This is a genomic window from Pediococcus stilesii (assembly GCF_001437075.1).
Taxonomy (GTDB): Bacteria; Bacillota; Bacilli; order Lactobacillales; family Lactobacillaceae; genus Pediococcus; species Pediococcus stilesii.
Genome location: NZ_JQBX01000010.1, coordinates 37,396 through 58,089, shown reverse-complemented (window position 1 = coordinate 58,089; position 20,694 = coordinate 37,396). Strand labels below are relative to the sequence as shown.

The following is a 20,694-nucleotide window of genomic DNA, read 5'->3' as shown; positions in this document are numbered from 1 at the left end:
TTTTTTGATGGAATTGGTAATGTTTTTAAAGTGATTATTAAATTTCTGAGGTGTATTATTATAGATATCTAACAAAGATATTAAAAATATTCAATAAGGGGGAAGCGGATGGCGACTCTAAGTGACGTGGCTAAACTGGCGAATGTTTCAAAAATGACGGTATCTAGGGTAATCAATCATCCTGAACAGGTTACAGACGATTTAAAAGAAATGGTATACCGTGCAATGCGCGATGTGAATTATCGACCTAATATTGCGGCAAAAGCATTGGTTAATAATCGGACGCAAATTATTAAGTTTTTAATTTTAGAGGATTTGGATGTTGCCGAACCTTATTATATGAAATTACTCGTTGGAATAGCACGGGTTTTATCAGAAAGGCAATACTCATTACAGTTGGTTACTAGAAAGAGCATTGATATCGGTGATTGCGATGGATTTATTGTAACTGGAATGTTAAAAGCGGATACGGATTGGATAAAGTCGTTTGAAAAACCCGTTGTAATTTTTGGAGAAAACCATGACGGACTCGATTCGGTTGATACTGATAATCGTCAAGGCACAAAAGTATCGACAGAATATGCTTTGAAGGTGGGATATACACATTTAACGTTTATTGGTCTTGATCGTGATGAAGCGTTTGAATATGCAAGAGAAGCGGGATATATCGAAGCTGTTCAGACACAACAGATGATTCCTGATATTCATAGGATGGCTAACCATAGCCATTTAGCGTCTGATTTTATTAAGCAACATTGGGATAATATTGAAAAAAATACGGCGTTTATTTGTGGCAGCGATCGACTTGCTCTGGGAGTTGAAAGAGGAATATTCGAATCCGGTGGGAATGTTCCCGACGGTTACGGAGTGATTGGATTTGATGGTGTCTTTTTAAACCAAGTTTCTGATCCAAAGCTAACAACAATTGAACAACCAGAGGAAATGATGGGAGAAGCAATCGCCGATATGGTGTTGAATAAAATTAAACAAAATAATATTCCACAAGGATCCAAGTTATTTTCGCCTCACTTACTAATTGGGGGCTCAACGAGGAAAATTGTTAACGGTAACAACTGATTATCTATTGAGTTTCACCTCCTTTCTGCGTAAGCTGTTTTTGAAAGCGATTTACGGAGAGGGAGGTTTTTAATTTGGATCAGTGGTTTAAACGGGCGATTATATATCAGGTTTATCCTCGAAGCTTTTTTGATACAAACAATGACGGGATTGGTGACTTAAAGGGAGTCATCGTAAAACTTCCGTATCTAAAAAAACTGGGAGTTAACACGATTTGGATTAATCCAGTTTTTGTTTCTCCGCAAGTAGATAACGGATACGACGTTTCGAACTATTTTGCAATTGATAGCCAAATGGGTACGATGGACGATTTTGAAGAATTAATTCGAACGGTACACAGGATGAAAATGAGAATTATTGTTGATTTTGTAATGAATCATACCTCTGACCAACATCCTTGGTTTCAAGACGCTATTAATAATAGGCAAAGTATTTACCACGATTATTATTTATGGAAAGAATCAGAAGATGGACGTGAGCCAAACAATTGGGGTTCTTTTTTTGGTGGTAGCGTCTGGGAGCCAAATCCAAATAACAAAAACGAATACTACTTTCATTTGTTCGATAAAAAAATGCCAGATTTAAATTGGAAGAATCCCGAAGTTCAACGCTCGGTTACTGATATCGCAAAATTTTGGGTAAAAAAGGGAATTGATGGAATTAGGTTGGATGCTTTTATTCATATTGCTAAAGCAGATTTTACTCAAAACTTCATTTCTAATTCGAATGAAGAATTTCCGATTGCAGAGATAATGTATTCGAATCGAATTGAGCTACGCAATTACTTGAGGGGATTTACATCAGAACTAAAGCAAATCAATCCAGAACTATTTATTTTGGGCGAGGCTGCATCGGCTAATGCGGATTTAATTGCTGATTATGCTAGTCAAAATCACAACTTATGTGATGAAGTAATTTCGTTTTATCATTTTGCCGACGACCGAACTAAAAATAATCATCAGCTGAACTTTGAATTTCAGCCAGTGAAACTGGACTTAGCAGCTTTTAAGGGAAAAATGCTAGAATTTCAATCAAAATTACAAAATGTTTGTTTGCCCGTCCTTTATTGGAGTAATCATGATATGGCTCGTATTGCTACAAGATACGGTGACTCAGAATTTGTAAAAGAAAGTGCAAAAGCGTTGGCAACAACTCTTTATTTACAACGGGGAGTTCCCATAATTTATTACGGTGAAGAGATTGGAATGCAAAATGAGAAACGAAATAGTTTGAATGATTTTAATGATATCAAGGTTACGCAATTTCATAAAGAAGCATTAAATCGGGGGTACACGGATAAACAAGTTCTGCAGATGGTCAATCTGACTCATAAAAAATGTGCCAGGGGATGGATGCGATGGGACGATATAAGTGTTACAAGTAAAGATAGCGTTTTTAGTTTTTACCAATCAGTGTTAAGGCTGAAACAACAACCATTATTTATAGAGGGTAAAGAGATTATTTTAGAACTCGGCGAGCATATTTTTGCTTACCGTAGGGAGCGACGAGATGAGAAGGCATGGATTATTTGTAATCTTTCAAGAGAAGAGCAGACCGCTGACGCTCCCCAATATAAGAAGATATTGCTAAAACAATCTGGTGTAAAGATAGTCGGTGGGAAAATTATGCTACCGGCTTGGACAAGTATCGTTTTGTTGGATAAGGTGGAGGGTCAAAATGACACAGAAGACAAATATTAACATGAGAAAAGAGCTAATTTACTCTATTTTTGTTAGAAATTTTTCTGATCAAGGAACATTTAAAGGAGTCGAATCTCAACTAGACCGACTAAAACAAATGGGCGTTGATACTATATGGCTAATGCCAATCAATACAATTGGTAGCGAAAATCGTAAGGGAGATTTGGGATCACCTTATGCAATTAAGGATTACTATGAAATTAATTCGGAGTTGGGATCCGAGTCAGATTTAAAAAATCTAATTAACGCCATCCATCAGCATCGAATGAAGGTAATGATCGATATTGTATTTAACCATACCTCTACGGATTCAAAGCTGTATAAGGATAAACCCGACTGGTTTTTACACGACTCAAGTGGTAAGCGAGTGAACAAGAACCCTGAGTGGACGGATGTTTCTGAGCTAGACTATTCAAAAAATGACCTATGGAATTATCAAATCGAGGTATTAAAATATTACGCAAAATTTGTCGACGGGTTCAGATGTGACGTGGCTCCACAGGTGCCTATTAATTTTTGGATTACTGCTCGGCATGAAGTTGACAAAGTTAATAATCGCCTAATTTGGTTAGCGGAATCGACGGATAAAGAGTATATAAGAAGTATTCGTAGCAAGGGATTTTGGGCTTCATCTGATGGTGAGCTGTACAACGCGTTTGACATGACATATGATTATGACATTGATCAGCTATGGCGGTCTTATGTTAAGGGAAAAACGAGTACAGCTGACTATGTTAAAGCGTTAAATGAGCAGACTGTAATTTATCCAGATAACGCAATAAAAATGCGTGCACTGGAAAATCACGACCAAGATCGCGCACATGACTTAATTCCTAATATGAATGATTTGATTAATTGGACGGCTTTTTCAGGTTTTCAACGCGGATCTTTGCTGATTTATAATGGTCAGGAGTATGGAATACATCGAACGCCGTCACTATTTACTCGCGATCCGATTGATTGGGAAGCAAAAGACGGTGATTTAACGGATTTAATTACACGACTACATCAGTTAATGCAAGATGATATTCAAGTGAGTGGTGATTATATGATTACGGAAGACTATAACGATATTGTTCAAGTTAGTTACCGACTCAAGGATAAAATTCGGATTGGAATTTTTAATTTAAAAAGTAAGGGTGGCTGGTGTAAAGTCAGTCTGCTTGATGGAGAATACCAAAATTTATTAAATGAGGAGCAAGTGAAAGTTCTTAATGGGACAACCGAAATAGGATTAGATCCGGTGATTATCGAAGGAAAACTTTAGATGATTTCATTGAAAGAGCGAGCAAAAGAGGCTAGGCAAAATTTACTTTGTCTAGCCTCTTTTGTGTTTTAAGGAACATTTATGCATTAATTAAAAAATACTTTTAGCATAACGAATGTTACAAAAACTCGCTAAAAGGTTTTGAATTTTGTTATCGGTAACATAAACCAAACCTATTGCAAACGCTAACAAATCGGGTGAGAATAGAACTTGTTAAAAAGATTAATTTTAGGAGGTAGTTTATCGTGAAAGCTAAAGTTTGGAAACGCCTTGGCTTATTGGCAATGGCCGCAGGGGTGACACTCAGCCTCGCCGCGTGTGGTAATAGTGGCTCAAGTAAAAAAGTTAAGGTAACTATTTTGCAGGGTAAGGTAGAATCAAACAAGCAATTCAAACAAATTGCTAAGGAATATGAAAAGACACATTCCAACGTTGATATTGAAATTACATCAATTGGTGGTGGAACTCAATATAATCCAGTATTAAAGACACGAATTTCATCTGGAAACTCACCAACAATTTTCAGTCTAGCTGGTCCTGCTGATGCCAAGCAGTTTAAGGCATATACGGCGGACTTATCAAAGACAAAAGCGGCTAAAAATGCGTTGCCTGGAACGGTTAGTGCGGTATCAACAAATGGTAAAACTTATGGATTACCATTCAATGTTGAAGGATATGGTTTTGTTTATAACAAAGACGTTTTCAAAAAAGCTGGAATCGATCCTACCAGTTTGACATCATACGACAAACTTGAAGCAGCCGTTAAGAAGATTGACAGCCAGAAAGATAAATTAGGAATTAAGGGCGTCTTTGCATTACCTGGTAAAGAATCCTGGATTTTATCAGACCATTTGATGAGTTTATATCTTGGGCAAGAGTTTAACGGTAACGCTCAAAAATTGTACAACTCTAAGAGCATAAAATTCAATAACAACGCAGATATGAAACAAATGATTGATTTACAAAAGCAATATTCAGTACAACCAGTAATGCAAATGGATTACGCTGGACAAGTTAACCAAAACTTTTCACAGGGCAAGGCGGCGATGATTCAGCAAGGTGACTGGATTTATCCAACAATAGAATCTGTTGACAGCAAGTTTGCTAAAAATAATGTTGGTATGATTCCGATTCCGGTTAAAGGAGAAGAAGGGAAATTGCCTGTTGGTACATCACTTTATTGGGCTGTAAACAAAAAGAAGACAACGGCTGAACAAAAGGCCGCAACAGATTTCCTTGACTGGTTGTATACATCAAAGGCCGGAAAGAAAGATGTTGTTAACACATTGCACTTTGTTCCAGCTTACAAGGGATACGAAGGAATGAAGATGCCTGATGCTTTGACACAAGTTGTTTATGAATATTCAAAGGATAATAAGACAATTGGATGGGCATTTCCTGGATACACAGGCACATCATGGGATCCAGATGTGGCACAACCTAATTTACAGAAATATCTATCTGGTAAGCAAAGTTGGGATAAAACAGTTGAAAATTTAAAGGATGGTTGGAAGAAGCAACAAAGTAACGTATCAAATTAGTTCAGTTGGTAATATAAAATAATTGGATAAAAACAAGGGGATGCATCATGAAAAATAGAAGTCTTTCATTCTGGTTATTCTTGACCCCAACCCTGATTGCGTTAGCACTAGTAGTTTTCATTCCAATGCTTGAGGGTCTATTCTATTCATTTACTGATTGGGATGGACTCTCATTTACTAAGGTGGTTGGTTTTCAAAACTATGCAACCTTACTGCAAGATAAAGCATTTGTGAATGCCTTCTGGTTTACCGTTGCTTTCGTTATAGTGACGGTGATTATGTTAAACGTTATTGGGTTAGGTCTAGCATTACTGGTTACACAAAAGTTTAAGGGAAGTAATTTTTTAAGAACGGTTTTCTTTATGCCGAATATGATTGGTGGATTAATTTTAGGATTTATTTGGCAATTTATTTTTACTCAAGGTTTCAGTGCGTTGGGAACGACGTTGCATTTGGGCTGGCTAAATAATTGGTTGACGAATGAAGTTACTGGATTTTGGGGACTAGTTATTGTAACGGTTTGGCAGATGAGCGGGTATATTATGATTATTTACATTGCTTACTTGCAAAATATTCCAAATGAAGTGATCGAAGCAGCTAAAATTGACGGGGCTTCTGCATGGCAGCGATTTACGAAAATTACCTTTCCAATGATTGCTCCAGCATTTACGGTATGTATGTTTTTAACGCTCTCGAACGGGTTCAAAATTTACGACCAAAACCTTTCTTTAACGAATGGTGGTCCGTATAATTCTACGCAAATGCTAGCAATGGATATTGTTAATACAGCGTATAATTCAAGCAACTTTTCATTAGCTGAGGCAAAAGCAATTATCTTCTTTATAATCGTTGCCGCAATTTCTCTCCTCCAAGTCTTTTATAACAGAAAACGGGAGGTTGACCTCTAATGAAAATAAAAAGTAAAAAAATGATAGGAATTTTGGGACTCATAATTGGTATCTTGTGGCTGTTTCCTTTTTATATGATTGTAGCCAATTCATTTAAAACTCCGAAGGGAATTTTTGCATCTGTGTTGGCACTCCCTGCGCCGGCTACTGGTGAAAATTATGCTAATTCATTTAAAGCCTTAAATTTCATCGGATCATTGACTAATTCATTAATTATCACAATTTGTAGCGTGCTACTAATTATTTTGTGTTCATCGATGGCTGCATATGCTTTGCAAAGGAATAAATCTAAATTGAGTAGTGGATTACTATTGCTGTTCATTTCAGCCATGTTAATTCCCTTTCAATCGGTAATGATCCCAATGACCGCAAATTTTGGCAGCGCTCACATGCTTAATATGTACGGACTAATGTTCATGTATCTGGGATTTAATTGTAGTTTGTCGATTTTCTTGTACCAAGGTACACTTTCCAGTATTCCGATTGCGATGGATGAAGCGGCGGAAATGGAAGGAGCCAGTCGTTGGCAAATTTACTATAAAATAATTTTGCCAATGTTGAGCCCGATGACAGTAACAGTTGCGATCCTAAATATTATTGCGATATGGAATGATTATCTATTACCGTCGTTAGTTTTGCCGCAGATACAATATACAATTCCACTTCAAATGTTTAACTTCTTTGGAGAATATACTAAACAATGGCATCTAGCATTAGCCGGCATAACGTTATCAATCATTCCGGTAATTATATTTTATCTCTTTGCGCAGAAATGGATTATTAAGGGTGTTACTGATGGTGCGGTTAAATAGAAAAGAGAGAGGATTTAGTGATGAAAAACAAAAAAATTTTATTGGAAGCTGGAAATTGGGTATGGTCGCTTTTTACGATTAATTTAGCTTGGTTTCTATTAAATTTCCCGTTAATTTTAATGACAGTTATTATCTGGAACTTTCCGATGAAAATGAATTTTTTTATGCTAAATACTGTTCTAATTGGAATGATAATGTTCTTTTTAATACCAAGTATAACGGCGGTATTTTTTGGCATTAAGAAGTGGGGAGAACGGGGAAACGGAGAGTACTTTCGAACCGTATTAAAATGCTGGTGGGATCAGGCTTTCGATATGAAATTAAATGGAACTATCGCTATTATAATTGGACTCATTGTGACAGGCTTAAAATTTTTTGGTGAAAATAGCATTATGATCCAATCTGAATTACTGATGATATCAATTTTTATCATAATGTTTATAATCACAATGAGTTTTTTGAAGGCAGAGAATAATTATAGTTTATCAAATGTACTCAACATAACTATTCATCATCCGGTCAGATTACTGGTTGGTGCAATAACGTTCATCACTCTAATTGGAATTAATACTTTTCTAAAATTAGCTTTTCTGATAATGATTTGTAGCGTTTCATTGGCAGCGTTAATCACTACTAGTCTATTTAAAAATGCATCACTAAAACCTGATAAAGGAGAAAAAGAATAATGGTTGAACTTAATTTAGAGCACGTTTATAAAAAGTATAAAGGGAATAAAGATTATTCAGTATCGGATTTTGATCTTCATGTCGATGACGGAGAATTTATCGTTTTTGTGGGGCCATCTGGGTGTGGTAAATCAACAACCTTACGGATGATTGCTGGATTGGAAGATATTTCAAAAGGTGATTATAAAATGGGCGACAGAGTAATGAACAACGTTGCTCCCAAAGACCGTGACATAGCGATGGTTTTCCAAAATTATGCGTTATACCCGCACATGACGGTTTTTGATAACATGGCTTTCGGATTAAACATCCGTAAAAATGATAAGGAAGATACTAAAAAAAGAGTTGAGGAAGCTGCAAGGATTTTGGGACTAACTGATTACTTACAAAGAAAGCCAGCTGCCCTTTCAGGTGGTCAAAGACAACGTGTAGCACTAGGACGTGCGATTGTTCGCGATGCTGAATTATTTCTGCTTGACGAACCGCTTTCAAATCTAGACGCTAAACTACGGGTACAAATGCGAACGGAAATTGCACAGTTACACCAGCGTTTGGGACGTAATTTTATTTATGTAACTCATGATCAAATCGAAGCAATGACGATGGCAGATCGAATCGTTATTATGAATAAAGGACGAATTCAACAGGTGGGAACCCCGGCAGAGTTGTACAACATGCCAGTTAATAAGTTTGTCGCTGGATTTATTGGATCGCCATCTACAAACTTTTTTGATGTTAGATTAGAAAATGGGTACATTACAAATGATGATGGACTGCGTGTTGCGGTTGCAGAGGGACAACTAAAAACGCTCGTTGAAAAAGGATATGATGGTCGTAATTTAACTTTTGGAATTCGACCAGAAGATATTCATGCAGAAGAAATTGCGCTACAAACGTATCCGGATGCAATTATTGAGGCAGAAGTTGAAGTATCAGAATTGCTTGGAGCAAATTCGATGCTGTACTCTAAATTAGGAAAAACTGATTTTATTGCTGAAGTAAACTCAAGAGACTACCACGAGCCGGGTGATAGACTCAAGATGGCTCTTGAAATGACTAAAGCACACTACTTTGATAAGGATACAGAGGAAACAATTATCTGAAGATTGATGGGAGAGGAATACGATGATACAAACCTTTGAAATTAATCCTTGGAAAATTGTGACGCATCAACTTGACAAGGATCATAAAAGATTACAAGAGAGCATGACAAGTATCGGCAACGGTTATATGGGAATGCGCGGAATGTTTGAGGAAGATTACTCAGGCGATACTCTTCCTGGAATTTATATTGGTGGAGTTTGGTATCCAGATAAGACGGTTGTTGGTTGGTGGAAAAATGGATATCCGGAGTACTTTGGTAAAGTAATTAATGCAATTAACTTTATCAAAACCAATGTCCTAATCGACGGTGAAAAAATTGATTTAGCCATTGATCAAATTCGTGAGTTTGAATTGAGTTTAGACATGCATAACGGTATTTTAACCAGGCAATTTGAAATTTTAAAGGGTGATAAAAAAATCCACTTTAAAATCCAACGATTCGTAAGTGTGTCTCAAAAACAATTGTTTGATTTAAATTACGAAATTGAAAATCGATCTGACTCAGATGTTTCTATTGAAATCAATTCGGAAATTGATGCGGACGTTAAAAACGAAGACGCAAATTATGATGAAAAATTTTGGGAGGTTAAAGAAGCAGAAGTTGATGGTCGTAGCTCGTATATGATCGTTAAAACTAAACCAAATAATTTTGGAGTTCCGAGATTTACGGTAGGAGTAAAGGCTCAATATTTAACGTTAATGAATGAACATAAAGTCATTAAAGATGATTGGGACGTGCAAAATATATTTAAACAAACGTTAAGCCCCAAAAAGTCGATTGATTTTGAAAAAAGAGTTGTGGTCGTTACGTCAAGAGATTATTCGCAGCCAGAAAATCTTAAGCTGGCTTTGAATGATATAAGTTCTCGAGTTATTCAAAAAAAACGCAATCAACTGATTCATGAACAATCTGCAGTTTGGAACGAGCGTTGGGAACACGCTGACGTTGAAATAGAGGGAAATAACTCTGCTCAACAGGGGATTAGATTTAATCTATTTCAACTATTTTCAACCTTTTATGGAGAAGATAAACGTTTGAATATTGGTCCAAAAGGTTTTACCGGAGAAAAATATGGCGGAGCAACGTATTGGGATACAGAAGCATTTGCGATACCAATGTACATGGCTTTAGCTGATCAATCAGTTGCCCGTAATTTATTGGAGTATCGCCATAACCAGTTGGCTGGAGCTTTTCATAATGCTCAACAGCAAGGACTCAAGGGCGCACTTTTCCCGATGGTAACGTTTAATGGTATCGAAAATCATAACGAATGGGAAATAACTTTTGAAGAGATTCATCGTAATGGGACAATCGCATACGCCATATATAATTACACCCGATATACTGGTGATGAAAGTTATCTTTTGTCTGAAGGAATTGAAGTTTTAACAGCAATTTCTAAATTTTGGGCGGACAGGGTCCATTTTTCGAGCCGAAAGCAAGTATACATGATACACGGCGTCACTGGTCCTAATGAATATGAAAATAACGTTAATAATAATTGGTACACGAATTTGATTGCAAAGTGGACTTTGAAATACACGATGGATGCTTTGGGAAAATTAGATAAAGGTCGAGTGGAGAAGTTAAAGGTCACTCCACATGAACTTCGGCATTGGAGTGATATCATCGATCACATGTATTTGCCGAAAGACTCGGAATACGGGATTTTTCTTCAACAGGACAATTTTCTGGATAAAGAATTAAAACCAGCAAGTTCGATCCCGATTAATCAACGACCAATAAACCAACACTGGTCCTGGGACAAAATTTTACGGTCACCGTATATTAAGCAAGCTGATGTTCTCCAAGGAATCTGGTATTTTATTGACCAATTTTCACCAGAAGAAAAGAAGCGAAACTACGATTTTTATGAACCGCTCACCGTACACGAATCGAGCTTATCCGCGGCAGTTCACTCAATTTTAGCGGCCGACTTACGTTACGAAGATAAAGCCGTTGAAATGTATGAGAGAACTGCAAGATTAGACCTTGATAATTATAACAATGATACCGATGATGGACTTCATATTACGTCAATGACGGGTAGTTGGTTAGCAATTGTCCAAGGATTTGCAGGCATGCGTATTGACCGAGATGGATTTCTATCATTTAAGCCATTTATTCCCAAAAAATGGTCCGCATATCAATTTCGAATTAACTTTAGAAATCGATTAATCAAAATATCGGTGAAAGGTAAACAAGTAACGATTAAGCTATTAAGTGGTTCGCCACTTAGCATAAAGCTCAATGGGAAAATTGTGAAGTTGGAGGGATCAAAATGATGGAGGGAGTTCTATTTGATTTAGATGGAATCATTACAGATACTGCAAAATTTCATTTTAAGGCCTGGAAACAGCTCGCTCAGGATGAATTAAATATAACGCTGCCTGCATCATTTGAATCGCAGTTGAAGGGCATTAGTCGGATGGAGTCAATGAAGTTAATTTTAAAGTTTGCCAATTTAGAAGATAACTTTAGTGAAAAAGAAGTTTTCCAACTCGCGAATAAAAAAAACGAATTATATCTTCGAGAAATTAATAAACTTACTCAAGCTGATATTTTACCGGGAATAGAAAACCTGCTAGATGCATTAGCGGCAAACAGAATTTTATTGTCGATTGCTTCTGCCAGCAAAAATGCTCCTCTTATTTTGGAAAAATTGGGTTTGCTAAATCGATTTGATGCAATTGCTAATCCTGAAAATGTTGCAAATGGAAAACCTGCACCAGATATTTTTATTGAGGCCGCACATCAGATCGGTTTATCACCTGAAAAATGTGTTGGAATTGAAGATGCGCCCGCTGGTGTCATTGCTATTAAAAAAGCAAAGGCAGTAGCAGTTGGGGTGGGAGACGATGCAGAATTAAATGAAGCAGATGTAGTAGTTAACAAAACTAGTAATCTATCCTATCTACTATTAGTTGACACGTACGACAAAAAATATTTGAATGAACCTAAAAATGATGAAATAAAATAATTACAATTTTTAACATGCAAAAGATTTTGTGGAACTTAAAATCCAATTCGCCCTGACACTTAAGTTGGTGAACTGGATTTTTTATTAGCTGATTATTAGGCGCTTACGATTTTTTACTTTGATTAAATATTAATTCCGGTATACAATGATAAACGAAAAAGAAGCCGTGAATTGGAGTTCACGGCTTCCTGTGTAGCAAGGCTTGCTACTCGAATAGAAGCAACTTGATAGCACCGATTGATTATTTAAATACTTTTAAACAAAAAACCATTGCCGGCAAGCAAAGTGGTTTTTTTGTTTACGAAAATATTTTCACTGCTGTAATGCATATCGCTATGACAATCACAACAGCTCCAATGATGCACATGCCTTGAATAATTGGCGAGCGTATTAAACTCACGTTTTTGACGAGGTTGGCAATCCATTGAAAATTTGAAAACAAAGGTTTTTATATCTCCCAATTTTCGGCGGACCGTAACCAAAACAAAAATTCTTTTGCATAGGCAACACCTCCACTTTCAAATTTCAGTGCCACCATGCAGTTCTATGACTTGCTAACTTGGTAAGCATAGCATAATGGAGCTGTTGGTGGTTATGCAGAAAAGTTATCGTCAATAATTGATTTTTCGAGACGATAATCGTGGCAGCAATTGAATAACATCGCTGAAAATAAAATCCTGATATATGTCTCTAAAAACGATCTTTCATTCTTTAGGAGTCCAATGCAACACAAATTCACTAAAAATAAGCACAACAAAAAATACAATTAAAAATCTAGATAAATCGCTAATTTGAACGTGATTAACAATTAAAACTGTTGTTCCCGAAACAATGCCGACAGCAAGTGCTTGTCTTTGTTTATTTTTAAACATGTCATTTCCTCCTCTGACCGTTAAGGTGAATTGATTATATTTAAGGATCTTATAAGAAATAAGTCAAATAGTACGACTTAGAGGTTTTGTTTGACTATTGCCGTTGATTTTAGATATGATACTTAATACAAACAAAAATTTTATTTTTAAGGAGAAACATGTATGAGATCAAAATCCACATCCGATGACTATGGAGCGCAGCCGCGCTATAATAATGATTTTTACAACGTTGAGGCAGAAAAGGTTGCTCAAGATTTGAGAACTGATTCTGAGCTTGGTTTAACCGAAAGGGAAGCGGAGGACCGGCTGAAAAAGCACGGGCCCAACGCCTTAATCGAGAAAAAGCAAAGTAATTTGATGCGCTTTTTACGGCAATTCAATAATAGTATTATCTATATTTTGATTTTAGCCGCAATCGCAACTTTTGCTTTGAAAGAATATTCTGACTCAATTGTTATTGGAATGGTGGTAATCATAAATGCCCTAATTGGGTATTTCCAAGAGGTGAAAGCCTCTGATGCAATTGATAAAATTAAACAGATGCTTCAAGTTGAAGCGACTGTTATTCGTGACGGGCGCCGAGTTGATGTTCCTGCTGAAGACTTAGTGGTGGGCGATGTCGTCTTTTTAGAAGCAGGTGACAACGTTCCGGCCGATTTACGAATTATTGACGCTGATAACCTTAGAATCCAAGAGTCCGTGCTGACTGGTGAAGCAGATTCAGTTTTAAAGAATGCTGAAGTACTACCAGACAAAACTACTTTAGGTGACCAAACTAATATGGCTTTTGCGTCAACTGCTGTTACGAACGGTAGTGGACTCGGAATCGTCGCCGCCACGGGGGTTCATACTCAGTTGGGACAGATTAGTTCTAGTGTGGATGAAGTAAAGTCCAAGACAACGCCATTGATGCGTGAAATTAATGGATTAGGTAAATATATTTCTTACGGAATTGTGATTGTGGCGATGTTAGTCGGAATTTATGGATTTGCAACCCAAATCTATTCGTTACCGGTGTTGGTAATCGCATTAATTACAATGATTGTGGGATCCTTACCAGAAGGTCTTCCAGCTAGTACTTCGGTTGTTTTAGCGATGGGCGTTAGCAAAATGACCAAGCAGAACGCCATTATGAAGTCACTTCCATCTGTTGAAACGTTGGGTGCCGTGAACGTTATTGCAACGGATAAAACCGGAACTTTGACTAAAAACGAAATGACAATTGATGAAGTGATTACTAAGGATGGAACCTATGAGATTACTGGAACGGGTTATCAACCCTTAGGAAACATTCTATTTAATGGTCAAAAAATTGATCTAGCCGAACACGAAAGTTTACGTCGACTAATTATTACCGGTCATGAAGCCAATGACACAACGTTGGCTAAAGAAGATGGCGTTTGGACCATTAATGGTGAACCAACTGATGGAGCCTTCTTAACATTAGCTAACAAGGCTTTCCACCAAAAGGTTCCTGAGTGGACGGAAATTGATAAGATTCCGTTTGACTCAGATTACCGTTACATTGCTGAACTTAGTGAAAAGCCAGACGGTGGACGTCGAATCTTAGTTAAAGGCTCGCCAGATAAGATCTTTGAAATGGCAGCAGTTGGCGATCCAACATTTGACGAAAAATACTGGTATAACAAGGTTTCCGAAATTGCGCAAGAAGGCCATCGAGTGGTTGCAGTGGCATATAAGCAAGTTGAAGCGACAAAAGATACTATTGATCACGCCGATTTGACGACGGGGATGCAGTTCTTGGGGATTGCAGGCCTGATTGACCCACCACGTGAAGAAACCATCCAGGCTCTAAAGGAAATGCGGAGCGCCGGTGTTAAGGTGAAAATGATCACAGGTGATCATCCTGAAACCGCTGCGGCAATTGCTAAAAAATTGGGTCTGGACGATCAAATTGCGGCGATTACGGGTGCCGAAATTAATGAAATGGATGATGAACAGTTAAAAAATATTATCCAAGATTACAACGTCTTTGCTCGAACAACGCCAAATGATAAATTACGAATTGTGAAGGCATATCAAGCGAACGGTCTAGTAACGGCGATGACTGGGGACGGTGTTAATGATGCTCCGGCCTTGAAGCGGGCTGATATTGGGGTCGCGATGGGGATTAAGGGAACTGACGTGGCCAAAGAGTCCGCCGATATGGTCTTGACCGACGATAACTTTGCAACCTTAACGAAGGCGATTAAAGAAGGTCGTCGAGTATATGACAACATTAAAAAGACGATTCGTTTCTTACTACCTACCAGTTTTGCGGAAGGGTTGATTGTTTTGCTGTCGATTTTGGCACAGCAAGATTTACCATTAGTTCCAACCCAGTTATTGTGGATTAACATGGTTTCGGCAATTACCATTCAGTTTGCATTCCTGTTTGAACCAGCTGAAGAGGGAATTATGAAGCGTAAACCGCGTCCTTCAGGGAAGTCGTTCTTAAACAAGGCCGATGTGATTCAAATTATTTATGTTTCAATTTTGATCGCCGGTCTAGGAATTGTTGGATTTGACTGGTTAGTTGGACAGGGCGTAAGTGAAGTGGTCGCTAGCACCGTGACGGTTAATATTATCGTTTTTGGAAAGATTTTCTACCTATTTAATATTCGAACACCAAAGCCTGCCTTTTCAAAAGATATTTTACGGAATTTGCACGCCTTTTGGATAATTGCGCTTCTATTAGTGTTACAATTTGGTTTAACCTACGTTCCGTTCATGCAGTCAATCTTTAGTACTGGCTCAATGAGCTGGATGCAGTGGTTAATTCCTATCGTAGCCGGGATTATTGTTCTAATTGTGACGGAAGTGGATAAATATTTCCATCCGGCACATTTCAAACAGGTTCATCCTGAATAAAGGTGCGGTAGAAACTGATTCAACGGAGGAATTTGCATGAGTTTATTAGAAGTTCGGGATGTCCACAAATCTTATTTCTTAGGAAATCAAGAATTTAAAGTTCTAAAGGGCATTAACCTTCAGTTCGACCGCGGAGAATTTGTCTCGATTTTAGGAGAATCCGGGGGTGGTAAATCAACGCTCATGAATATTATTGGTGGGCTTGATAATCAGTATGATGGAGATGTTGTTTATAATGGTCGTTCCCTTCATTCTGCTAAACAAAAGGTCTTGGATGCTTACCGCCGAGAAAATATTGGATTCATTTTTCAAAGCTTTAACCTGATTAGTCATCTAAATATTTTAGATAATGTGATGGTTTCACTTGAAATGACCAAGCTTTCACATTCTAAGCGGGTGGCTAGAGCAAAGGAACTATTGGAACGTGTTGGGCTTAAAGATCACATGAAGAAGCATCCCAACCAACTTTCTGGTGGTCAAAAACAACGTGTGGCAATTGCGCGTGCTTTAGCTGGAGATCCCGATGTCATCATTGCAGATGAACCAACAGGTGCCTTAGATAGTCAAAACACTAAGGAAGTTTTGGAAATTTTAGAGTCCATCGCCAAAGACGGAAAACTTGTCATTGCGGTCACTCATTCGCAAGAAGTCGCGGACTTTGGAACGCGGGTGGTGCATTTAGATGACGGTGTACTCCATGGGGAAGCGCAGTTACGAGAACCGTATCCAGTGCCCGATGCGCCTAAAACGTTGATTCCAAAACATTTAACCTTTATGGCAGCTTTAAAGATGGCTCTCAAGCACATGGGATATAATTTAAAGCGCAATTTGTTAATTATCTTTGGAGCATCAATTGGGATCTTTTCAGTGATTTTAATGTTGGGTCTCGGAAATGGTGTGACAGGGTATATGAACGACCAAATTTCATCGCAAATTAATCCAACGGCGATTCAAGTTGCTAAAAACGTTAGTCAAGATCAAATGGAAAACGGTGAAAGCGCGGATCTTTCCGACACCGACTATCAGCGAATGAAAGACATTAAGAATGTGAAGTCCGTTGAAAAAGGTTACTTTTTACAATCGGTGAAGGTTGTTCGCGATAAAAAGTCAGCTACAATCCAAGCTTTCCAAACTTGGAACAAGACTGAACGAGCAAGCGATATTAAATATGGTAGCAAGCCTGGGACAAACGAGATCTTGCTAGATGAGGCATCAGCCAAGAAGTTCGATAAGACATATAAAAACGTTGTTGGACAAAAAGTAACCGCATATGTTACAACCGTTAATAGTAAAAATCAGCCCGTCCAAATTCAAAAAGAATTAACAGTTTCGGGTGTGATTACTTCGGGAACGAGTGCGATTGATTACAACACATTAAAGAAAATGTACCAAGATCAAGACCTAACGTTTAATCCTAATTTTTTGACGGTTAACGTAAATGAAACACAAAATGTTAAAGACGTTCAAAATAAGATTAAGGATTTCAAACGAACGGTTAAGAATAAAAAACAAGCTTCGTATACAATCACAGGTGTCGGCGCAATCTTAGACACGGTTAACACGTATATTAAATTAGCCTTCTATGTTCTAGCTGCAATTGCTGGGATTTCACTATTAGTATCTGCCATCATGATTATTGTGGTGCTCTACATTAGTGTTTCCGAACGTACGAAGGAAATTGGAATTCTTCGCGCAATTGGAGCACGGCGGAAAGATATTCGTAATCTGTTTGTTTCTGAAGCATTCTTCTTGGGACTCTTCTCAAGTCTGTTGGGATCAGCATTTGCGTTACTTGCTCAATGGGGGGCCAATGCCATTTCGACCAAGCACATCGACTTTTCAATCATTGGTATTACACCAGGATACTTAATTTTTGGTGTAATTATCAGTGTGATTATTAGTCTCTTGGCGGCATTTACTCCGTCACGGAAGGCTTCGAAGTTAGATCCTGTTGAGGCGTTGTCACAGGAATAGAAATAGAATTTAATTTAATAAACAAAGAAAGTCATTAATTGACTGTCCAATGTTAGGACGGAAAATTAATGACTTTTTTATTATCTTCTTTAATAAAGTTCGTATTTTATATATGAAAATTAAATTTACTATAAAAATATTTCGTGTTATTATGACTTATATTACGAAAGGGGTTGGGTCTGATTTATAGCAAAAAGATTATTAAGGGGTCATTCTTTACTTCCAGAACGGATAAAGAAGTTTATTTTGTTAAAGATGCATTGATTGAAACGGATGATAATGGTGAAATTACTAAAATCATTAACCCGGCGGATCAAGATTACCAACGCACGCTTGAAGATGCAAAAGAAAATAAACAACTGGTTGAAACGAGGGACGATGAATATGTTTTGCCAGGATTTATTGACTTACATGTGCATGCGCCGCAATGGCCACAAGCGGGATTGGCTCTTGATCAACCATTGAACGAGTGGCTTGAACAATATACATTTCCGCTAGAAGCGAAGTATCAAGATTTAGAGTTTGCTCGTAAAAGTTACCGCCATCTTACTCGTAATTTAGTTAAAAACGGGACAACAACGGCACTTTATTTTGGAACAATTCATGAAGATGCGAACTTGATATTAGCAGAAGAATGTCAGCATGTGGGGCAGCGGGCGTTTATCGGGCAGGTCGTTATGGATAATCCGGAGCAAACGCCAAAGTATTATCGAGATTCTTCCACAAAGGAAGCTTTAAACAAGACGATTGATTTCATTAAACAAATTCGAACACTATATCAAGATTCAGACCTAATTCAACCCGTGGTAACGCCACGATTTGTACCCAATTGCACGGACGAAGCTTTGGAAGGATTAGGGCAAATTGCAAAGAAATTTGACGTTTTAGTTCAGTCCCATTGTAGCGAAAGTGATTGGGAACATGGATATGCAATTGAACGATTTGGCAAAACGGATACGGAAGTACTCAAACAGTACGGTTTGTTAAATGAAAAATCGGTTATGGCACACGGAACGCTATTAACGGAAGCAAATATGGATACTTTTAAGGACGAGAAGGCGGCTATCGCACATTGTCCAATCTCAAATGCCTATTTCGGAAACGCAGTATTGCCAACTCGTAAGCTTTTGGAAAGGAAAATTAAAGTGGGGATTGGGACTGATATTTCAGGTGGATTCTCATCAAGTATGTATCGAAACATCCAGCAGGCGCTAATTTCATCAAGAATGCTGGAAGACGGTGTCGACGCACAAAAGCCAGCAGCAGAACGTGGGGTAGCAGGTGCAAGAATCTCCGCTAAACAAGCTTTTTATATGGCAACAATCGGTGGCGCGGAAGCATTACATATCCGTGCAGGACAAATTAAGGTAGGCTTTAAAGCTGATTTACAAATCGTTCGAGACGAATTATCAGCAATTTCTTCAAACGCATCCCAAGATGTTTTTGAACGTTTAATGTATCAAACCAATGCAGACAACATCTCAAAGGTTTTTGTCTCAGGTAAGTTAGTTGATCACAAATGAAACTAGGAGAGTAGCATTTACATGGAAGAGAAACGAAGTAACTTAATAATTGGACCGGATGACAAAATTGGAAACGTTGAAGCAGGACTCCTAGGACTTCAGCATGTATTAGCAATGGATGTATACGTTCCGCCCGTTATTTTAGCAATGATGTTGGCGATGTCAGTGGGCGACAAGATGGGCCTCCTGCAAGTGACCTTTTTAGCGGCCGGGATTGGAACGATTATTCAAACAGCCATTTTTATGAAAATGCCGGTTTCTCAAGGCCCGTCTTTTGTTCCATTAACCGCGGCTGCAGGAGTGGTTCTCGCTAATGGTGGCGTTAAAAATGGGATGGCGACTCTGCTGGGAGCTTTAGTTGTTGGTGCCATTCTACTGATGCTATTGGGAGTCTCAGGAGCCTTTTACAAGATAATCAACACGCTGGTTCCAGCAATTGTTGGGGGAACGATTATTACCTGCGTTGGTTTATCTTTAATCCCAACGGCTCTTAACAGTAATATTTTTCAGGCGGCAGGAAATATTAATCAAAATATGATTCTTGCTGGTATCACGGCACTTACTTTATTGGTATCAATCTCAATCAGTATTCATTTTCCAAAGCTACAACGAATTTTTAGAACGGGTGCGATTATTATCGCCCTTTTGGTGGGAACGGTTGTTGCAACCATGATGGGTCGTTTTGATTGGAATACCGTAGGAAATGCAGCTTGGTTTAGCCTTCCACAGGGGACAGCGTTGCATTATGGGATTTCCTTTTCACCATCGGCAATTTTAACCTTTATCATCATTTACGCCATTTTGACGACTGAAACGACGGGAACATGGTTTGCGATGGGAGCAGTTACTAACCATCAAATTACAAATAAACAATGGAATCGGGGAATTATCGGTGAAGGAGTTAGCTGTTTAATCGCGGCTTTGTTGGGAACAACCCCTGTAACTGGTTATTCAACTAATGCTGGAATTATTTCGATTACTGGAATTGCCAGCAAACGGGTCTTTATTTCCGCCGGTATTTGGTTTATCCTGTTGGGATTTTTCACTAAAATTTCAGCTTTTCTATCCGCAATTCCTGCTCCCGTAATCGGAGGAGTATTTGCGATTATTTGCGTAACCATCATGTTGAACGGCTTACGTGTGATTCGTAACTTAAAAGAAAGTGAGAGTGATATTTACGTAATCGGCGTTCCGATTATTTTAACGTTAGCTTTGGTATTAATCCCGGCAGCGGTAGTTAAAGAAGCACCACAAATGTTGCAATATCTCTTAGGATCACCGATTGCGGCCGCAGCTGTAGCGGCAATTATTTTAAACTTAGTGATGACAAAACGGGAACGTAAACAAGAATTAAACACTGAAAAAATCTAAGGCCACT

Annotated in this window: 15 protein-coding genes; 14 read left to right on the top strand and 1 reads right to left on the bottom strand. The window is 38.1% G+C overall.

All coding sequences use genetic code 11. The features are described from left to right. Positions 1-108: 108 nt before the first annotated feature. The 10 genes from IV81_RS05660 to pgmB all read left to right on the top strand — a co-directional run bounded on the left by IV81_RS05660 (position 109) and on the right by pgmB (position 12,076). Positions 109-1,077, top strand: a complete 969-nt coding sequence (locus IV81_RS05660) for a LacI family DNA-binding transcriptional regulator (RefSeq protein WP_057803153.1) — start codon at positions 109-111, stop codon at positions 1,075-1,077. Between the two features lie 74 nt (positions 1,078-1,151). Beyond that, complete coding sequence (locus tag IV81_RS05655) at positions 1,152-2,777, top strand: alpha-amylase family glycosyl hydrolase (protein ID WP_057803151.1); 1,626 nt, start codon at positions 1,152-1,154, stop codon at positions 2,775-2,777. Then, positions 2,755-4,044: an alpha-amylase family glycosyl hydrolase gene (locus tag IV81_RS05650; protein ID WP_057803149.1), complete on the top strand. Its 1,290-nt coding sequence runs from the start codon at positions 2,755-2,757 to the stop codon at positions 4,042-4,044. Before IV81_RS05655 ends, IV81_RS05650 begins: the two co-directional genes overlap by 23 nt. 245 nt (positions 4,045-4,289) lie before the next feature. Then, positions 4,290-5,585, top strand: coding sequence for an ABC transporter substrate-binding protein (locus IV81_RS05645; RefSeq protein WP_057803147.1), 1,296 nt, complete (start codon positions 4,290-4,292; stop codon positions 5,583-5,585). Between the two features lie 47 nt (positions 5,586-5,632). After that, on the top strand, positions 5,633-6,493 hold the full coding sequence (locus tag IV81_RS05640; protein ID WP_057802873.1) for a carbohydrate ABC transporter permease: 861 nt from the start codon (positions 5,633-5,635) through the stop codon (positions 6,491-6,493). After that, on the top strand, positions 6,493-7,305 hold the full coding sequence (locus IV81_RS05635; RefSeq protein ID WP_057802872.1) for a carbohydrate ABC transporter permease: 813 nt from the start codon (positions 6,493-6,495) through the stop codon (positions 7,303-7,305). Before IV81_RS05640 ends, IV81_RS05635 begins: the two co-directional genes overlap by 1 nt. Before the next feature lie 20 nt (positions 7,306-7,325). Then, on the top strand, positions 7,326-7,991 hold the full coding sequence (locus IV81_RS05630) for a hypothetical protein (protein ID WP_057802871.1): 666 nt from the start codon (positions 7,326-7,328) through the stop codon (positions 7,989-7,991). Next, positions 7,991-9,094, top strand: a complete 1,104-nt coding sequence (locus tag IV81_RS05625; protein ID WP_057802870.1) for an ABC transporter ATP-binding protein — start codon at positions 7,991-7,993, stop codon at positions 9,092-9,094. Before IV81_RS05630 ends, IV81_RS05625 begins: the two co-directional genes overlap by 1 nt. Before the next feature lie 22 nt (positions 9,095-9,116). After that, the gene (locus IV81_RS05620; RefSeq protein WP_057802869.1) at positions 9,117-11,381 is read left to right on the top strand and encodes a glycoside hydrolase family 65 protein; all 2,265 of its coding nucleotides are present in this window, start codon (positions 9,117-9,119) and stop codon (positions 11,379-11,381) included. Then, positions 11,381-12,076: a beta-phosphoglucomutase gene (gene pgmB, locus IV81_RS05615; RefSeq protein WP_057803210.1), complete on the top strand. Its 696-nt coding sequence runs from the start codon at positions 11,381-11,383 to the stop codon at positions 12,074-12,076. The genes IV81_RS05620 and pgmB overlap by 1 nt, the downstream gene beginning before the upstream one ends. Positions 12,077-12,780: 704 nt before the next feature. Here the strand turns inward: pgmB and IV81_RS09290 are convergent. After that, a complete protein-coding gene (locus IV81_RS09290; RefSeq protein ID WP_157059756.1) occupies positions 12,781-12,948 on the bottom strand; it encodes a hypothetical protein in 168 nt (55 codons plus the stop codon). Between the two features lie 162 nt (positions 12,949-13,110). On the opposite strand from IV81_RS09290, the gene IV81_RS05610 reads away from it, so the two are divergent. From IV81_RS05610 to IV81_RS05595, 4 genes are all read left to right on the top strand, one after another. Then, a complete protein-coding gene (locus tag IV81_RS05610) occupies positions 13,111-15,819 on the top strand; it encodes an HAD-IC family P-type ATPase (RefSeq protein ID WP_057802868.1) in 2,709 nt (902 codons plus the stop codon). 36 nt (positions 15,820-15,855) lie between these two features. Continuing rightward, positions 15,856-17,793 carry an ABC transporter ATP-binding protein/permease gene (locus IV81_RS05605; RefSeq protein WP_057802867.1) on the top strand — a complete coding sequence of 646 codons (1,938 nt, stop codon included), beginning with the start codon at positions 15,856-15,858 and terminating at the stop codon, positions 17,791-17,793. Between the two features lie 173 nt (positions 17,794-17,966). Continuing rightward, a complete protein-coding gene (guaD, locus tag IV81_RS05600) occupies positions 17,967-19,316 on the top strand; it encodes a guanine deaminase (protein WP_057802866.1) in 1,350 nt (449 codons plus the stop codon). Between the two features lie 21 nt (positions 19,317-19,337). Then, a complete protein-coding gene (locus tag IV81_RS05595; RefSeq protein ID WP_057802865.1) occupies positions 19,338-20,687 on the top strand; it encodes a uracil-xanthine permease family protein in 1,350 nt (449 codons plus the stop codon). The last annotated feature ends 7 nt before the right edge of the window (positions 20,688-20,694 follow it).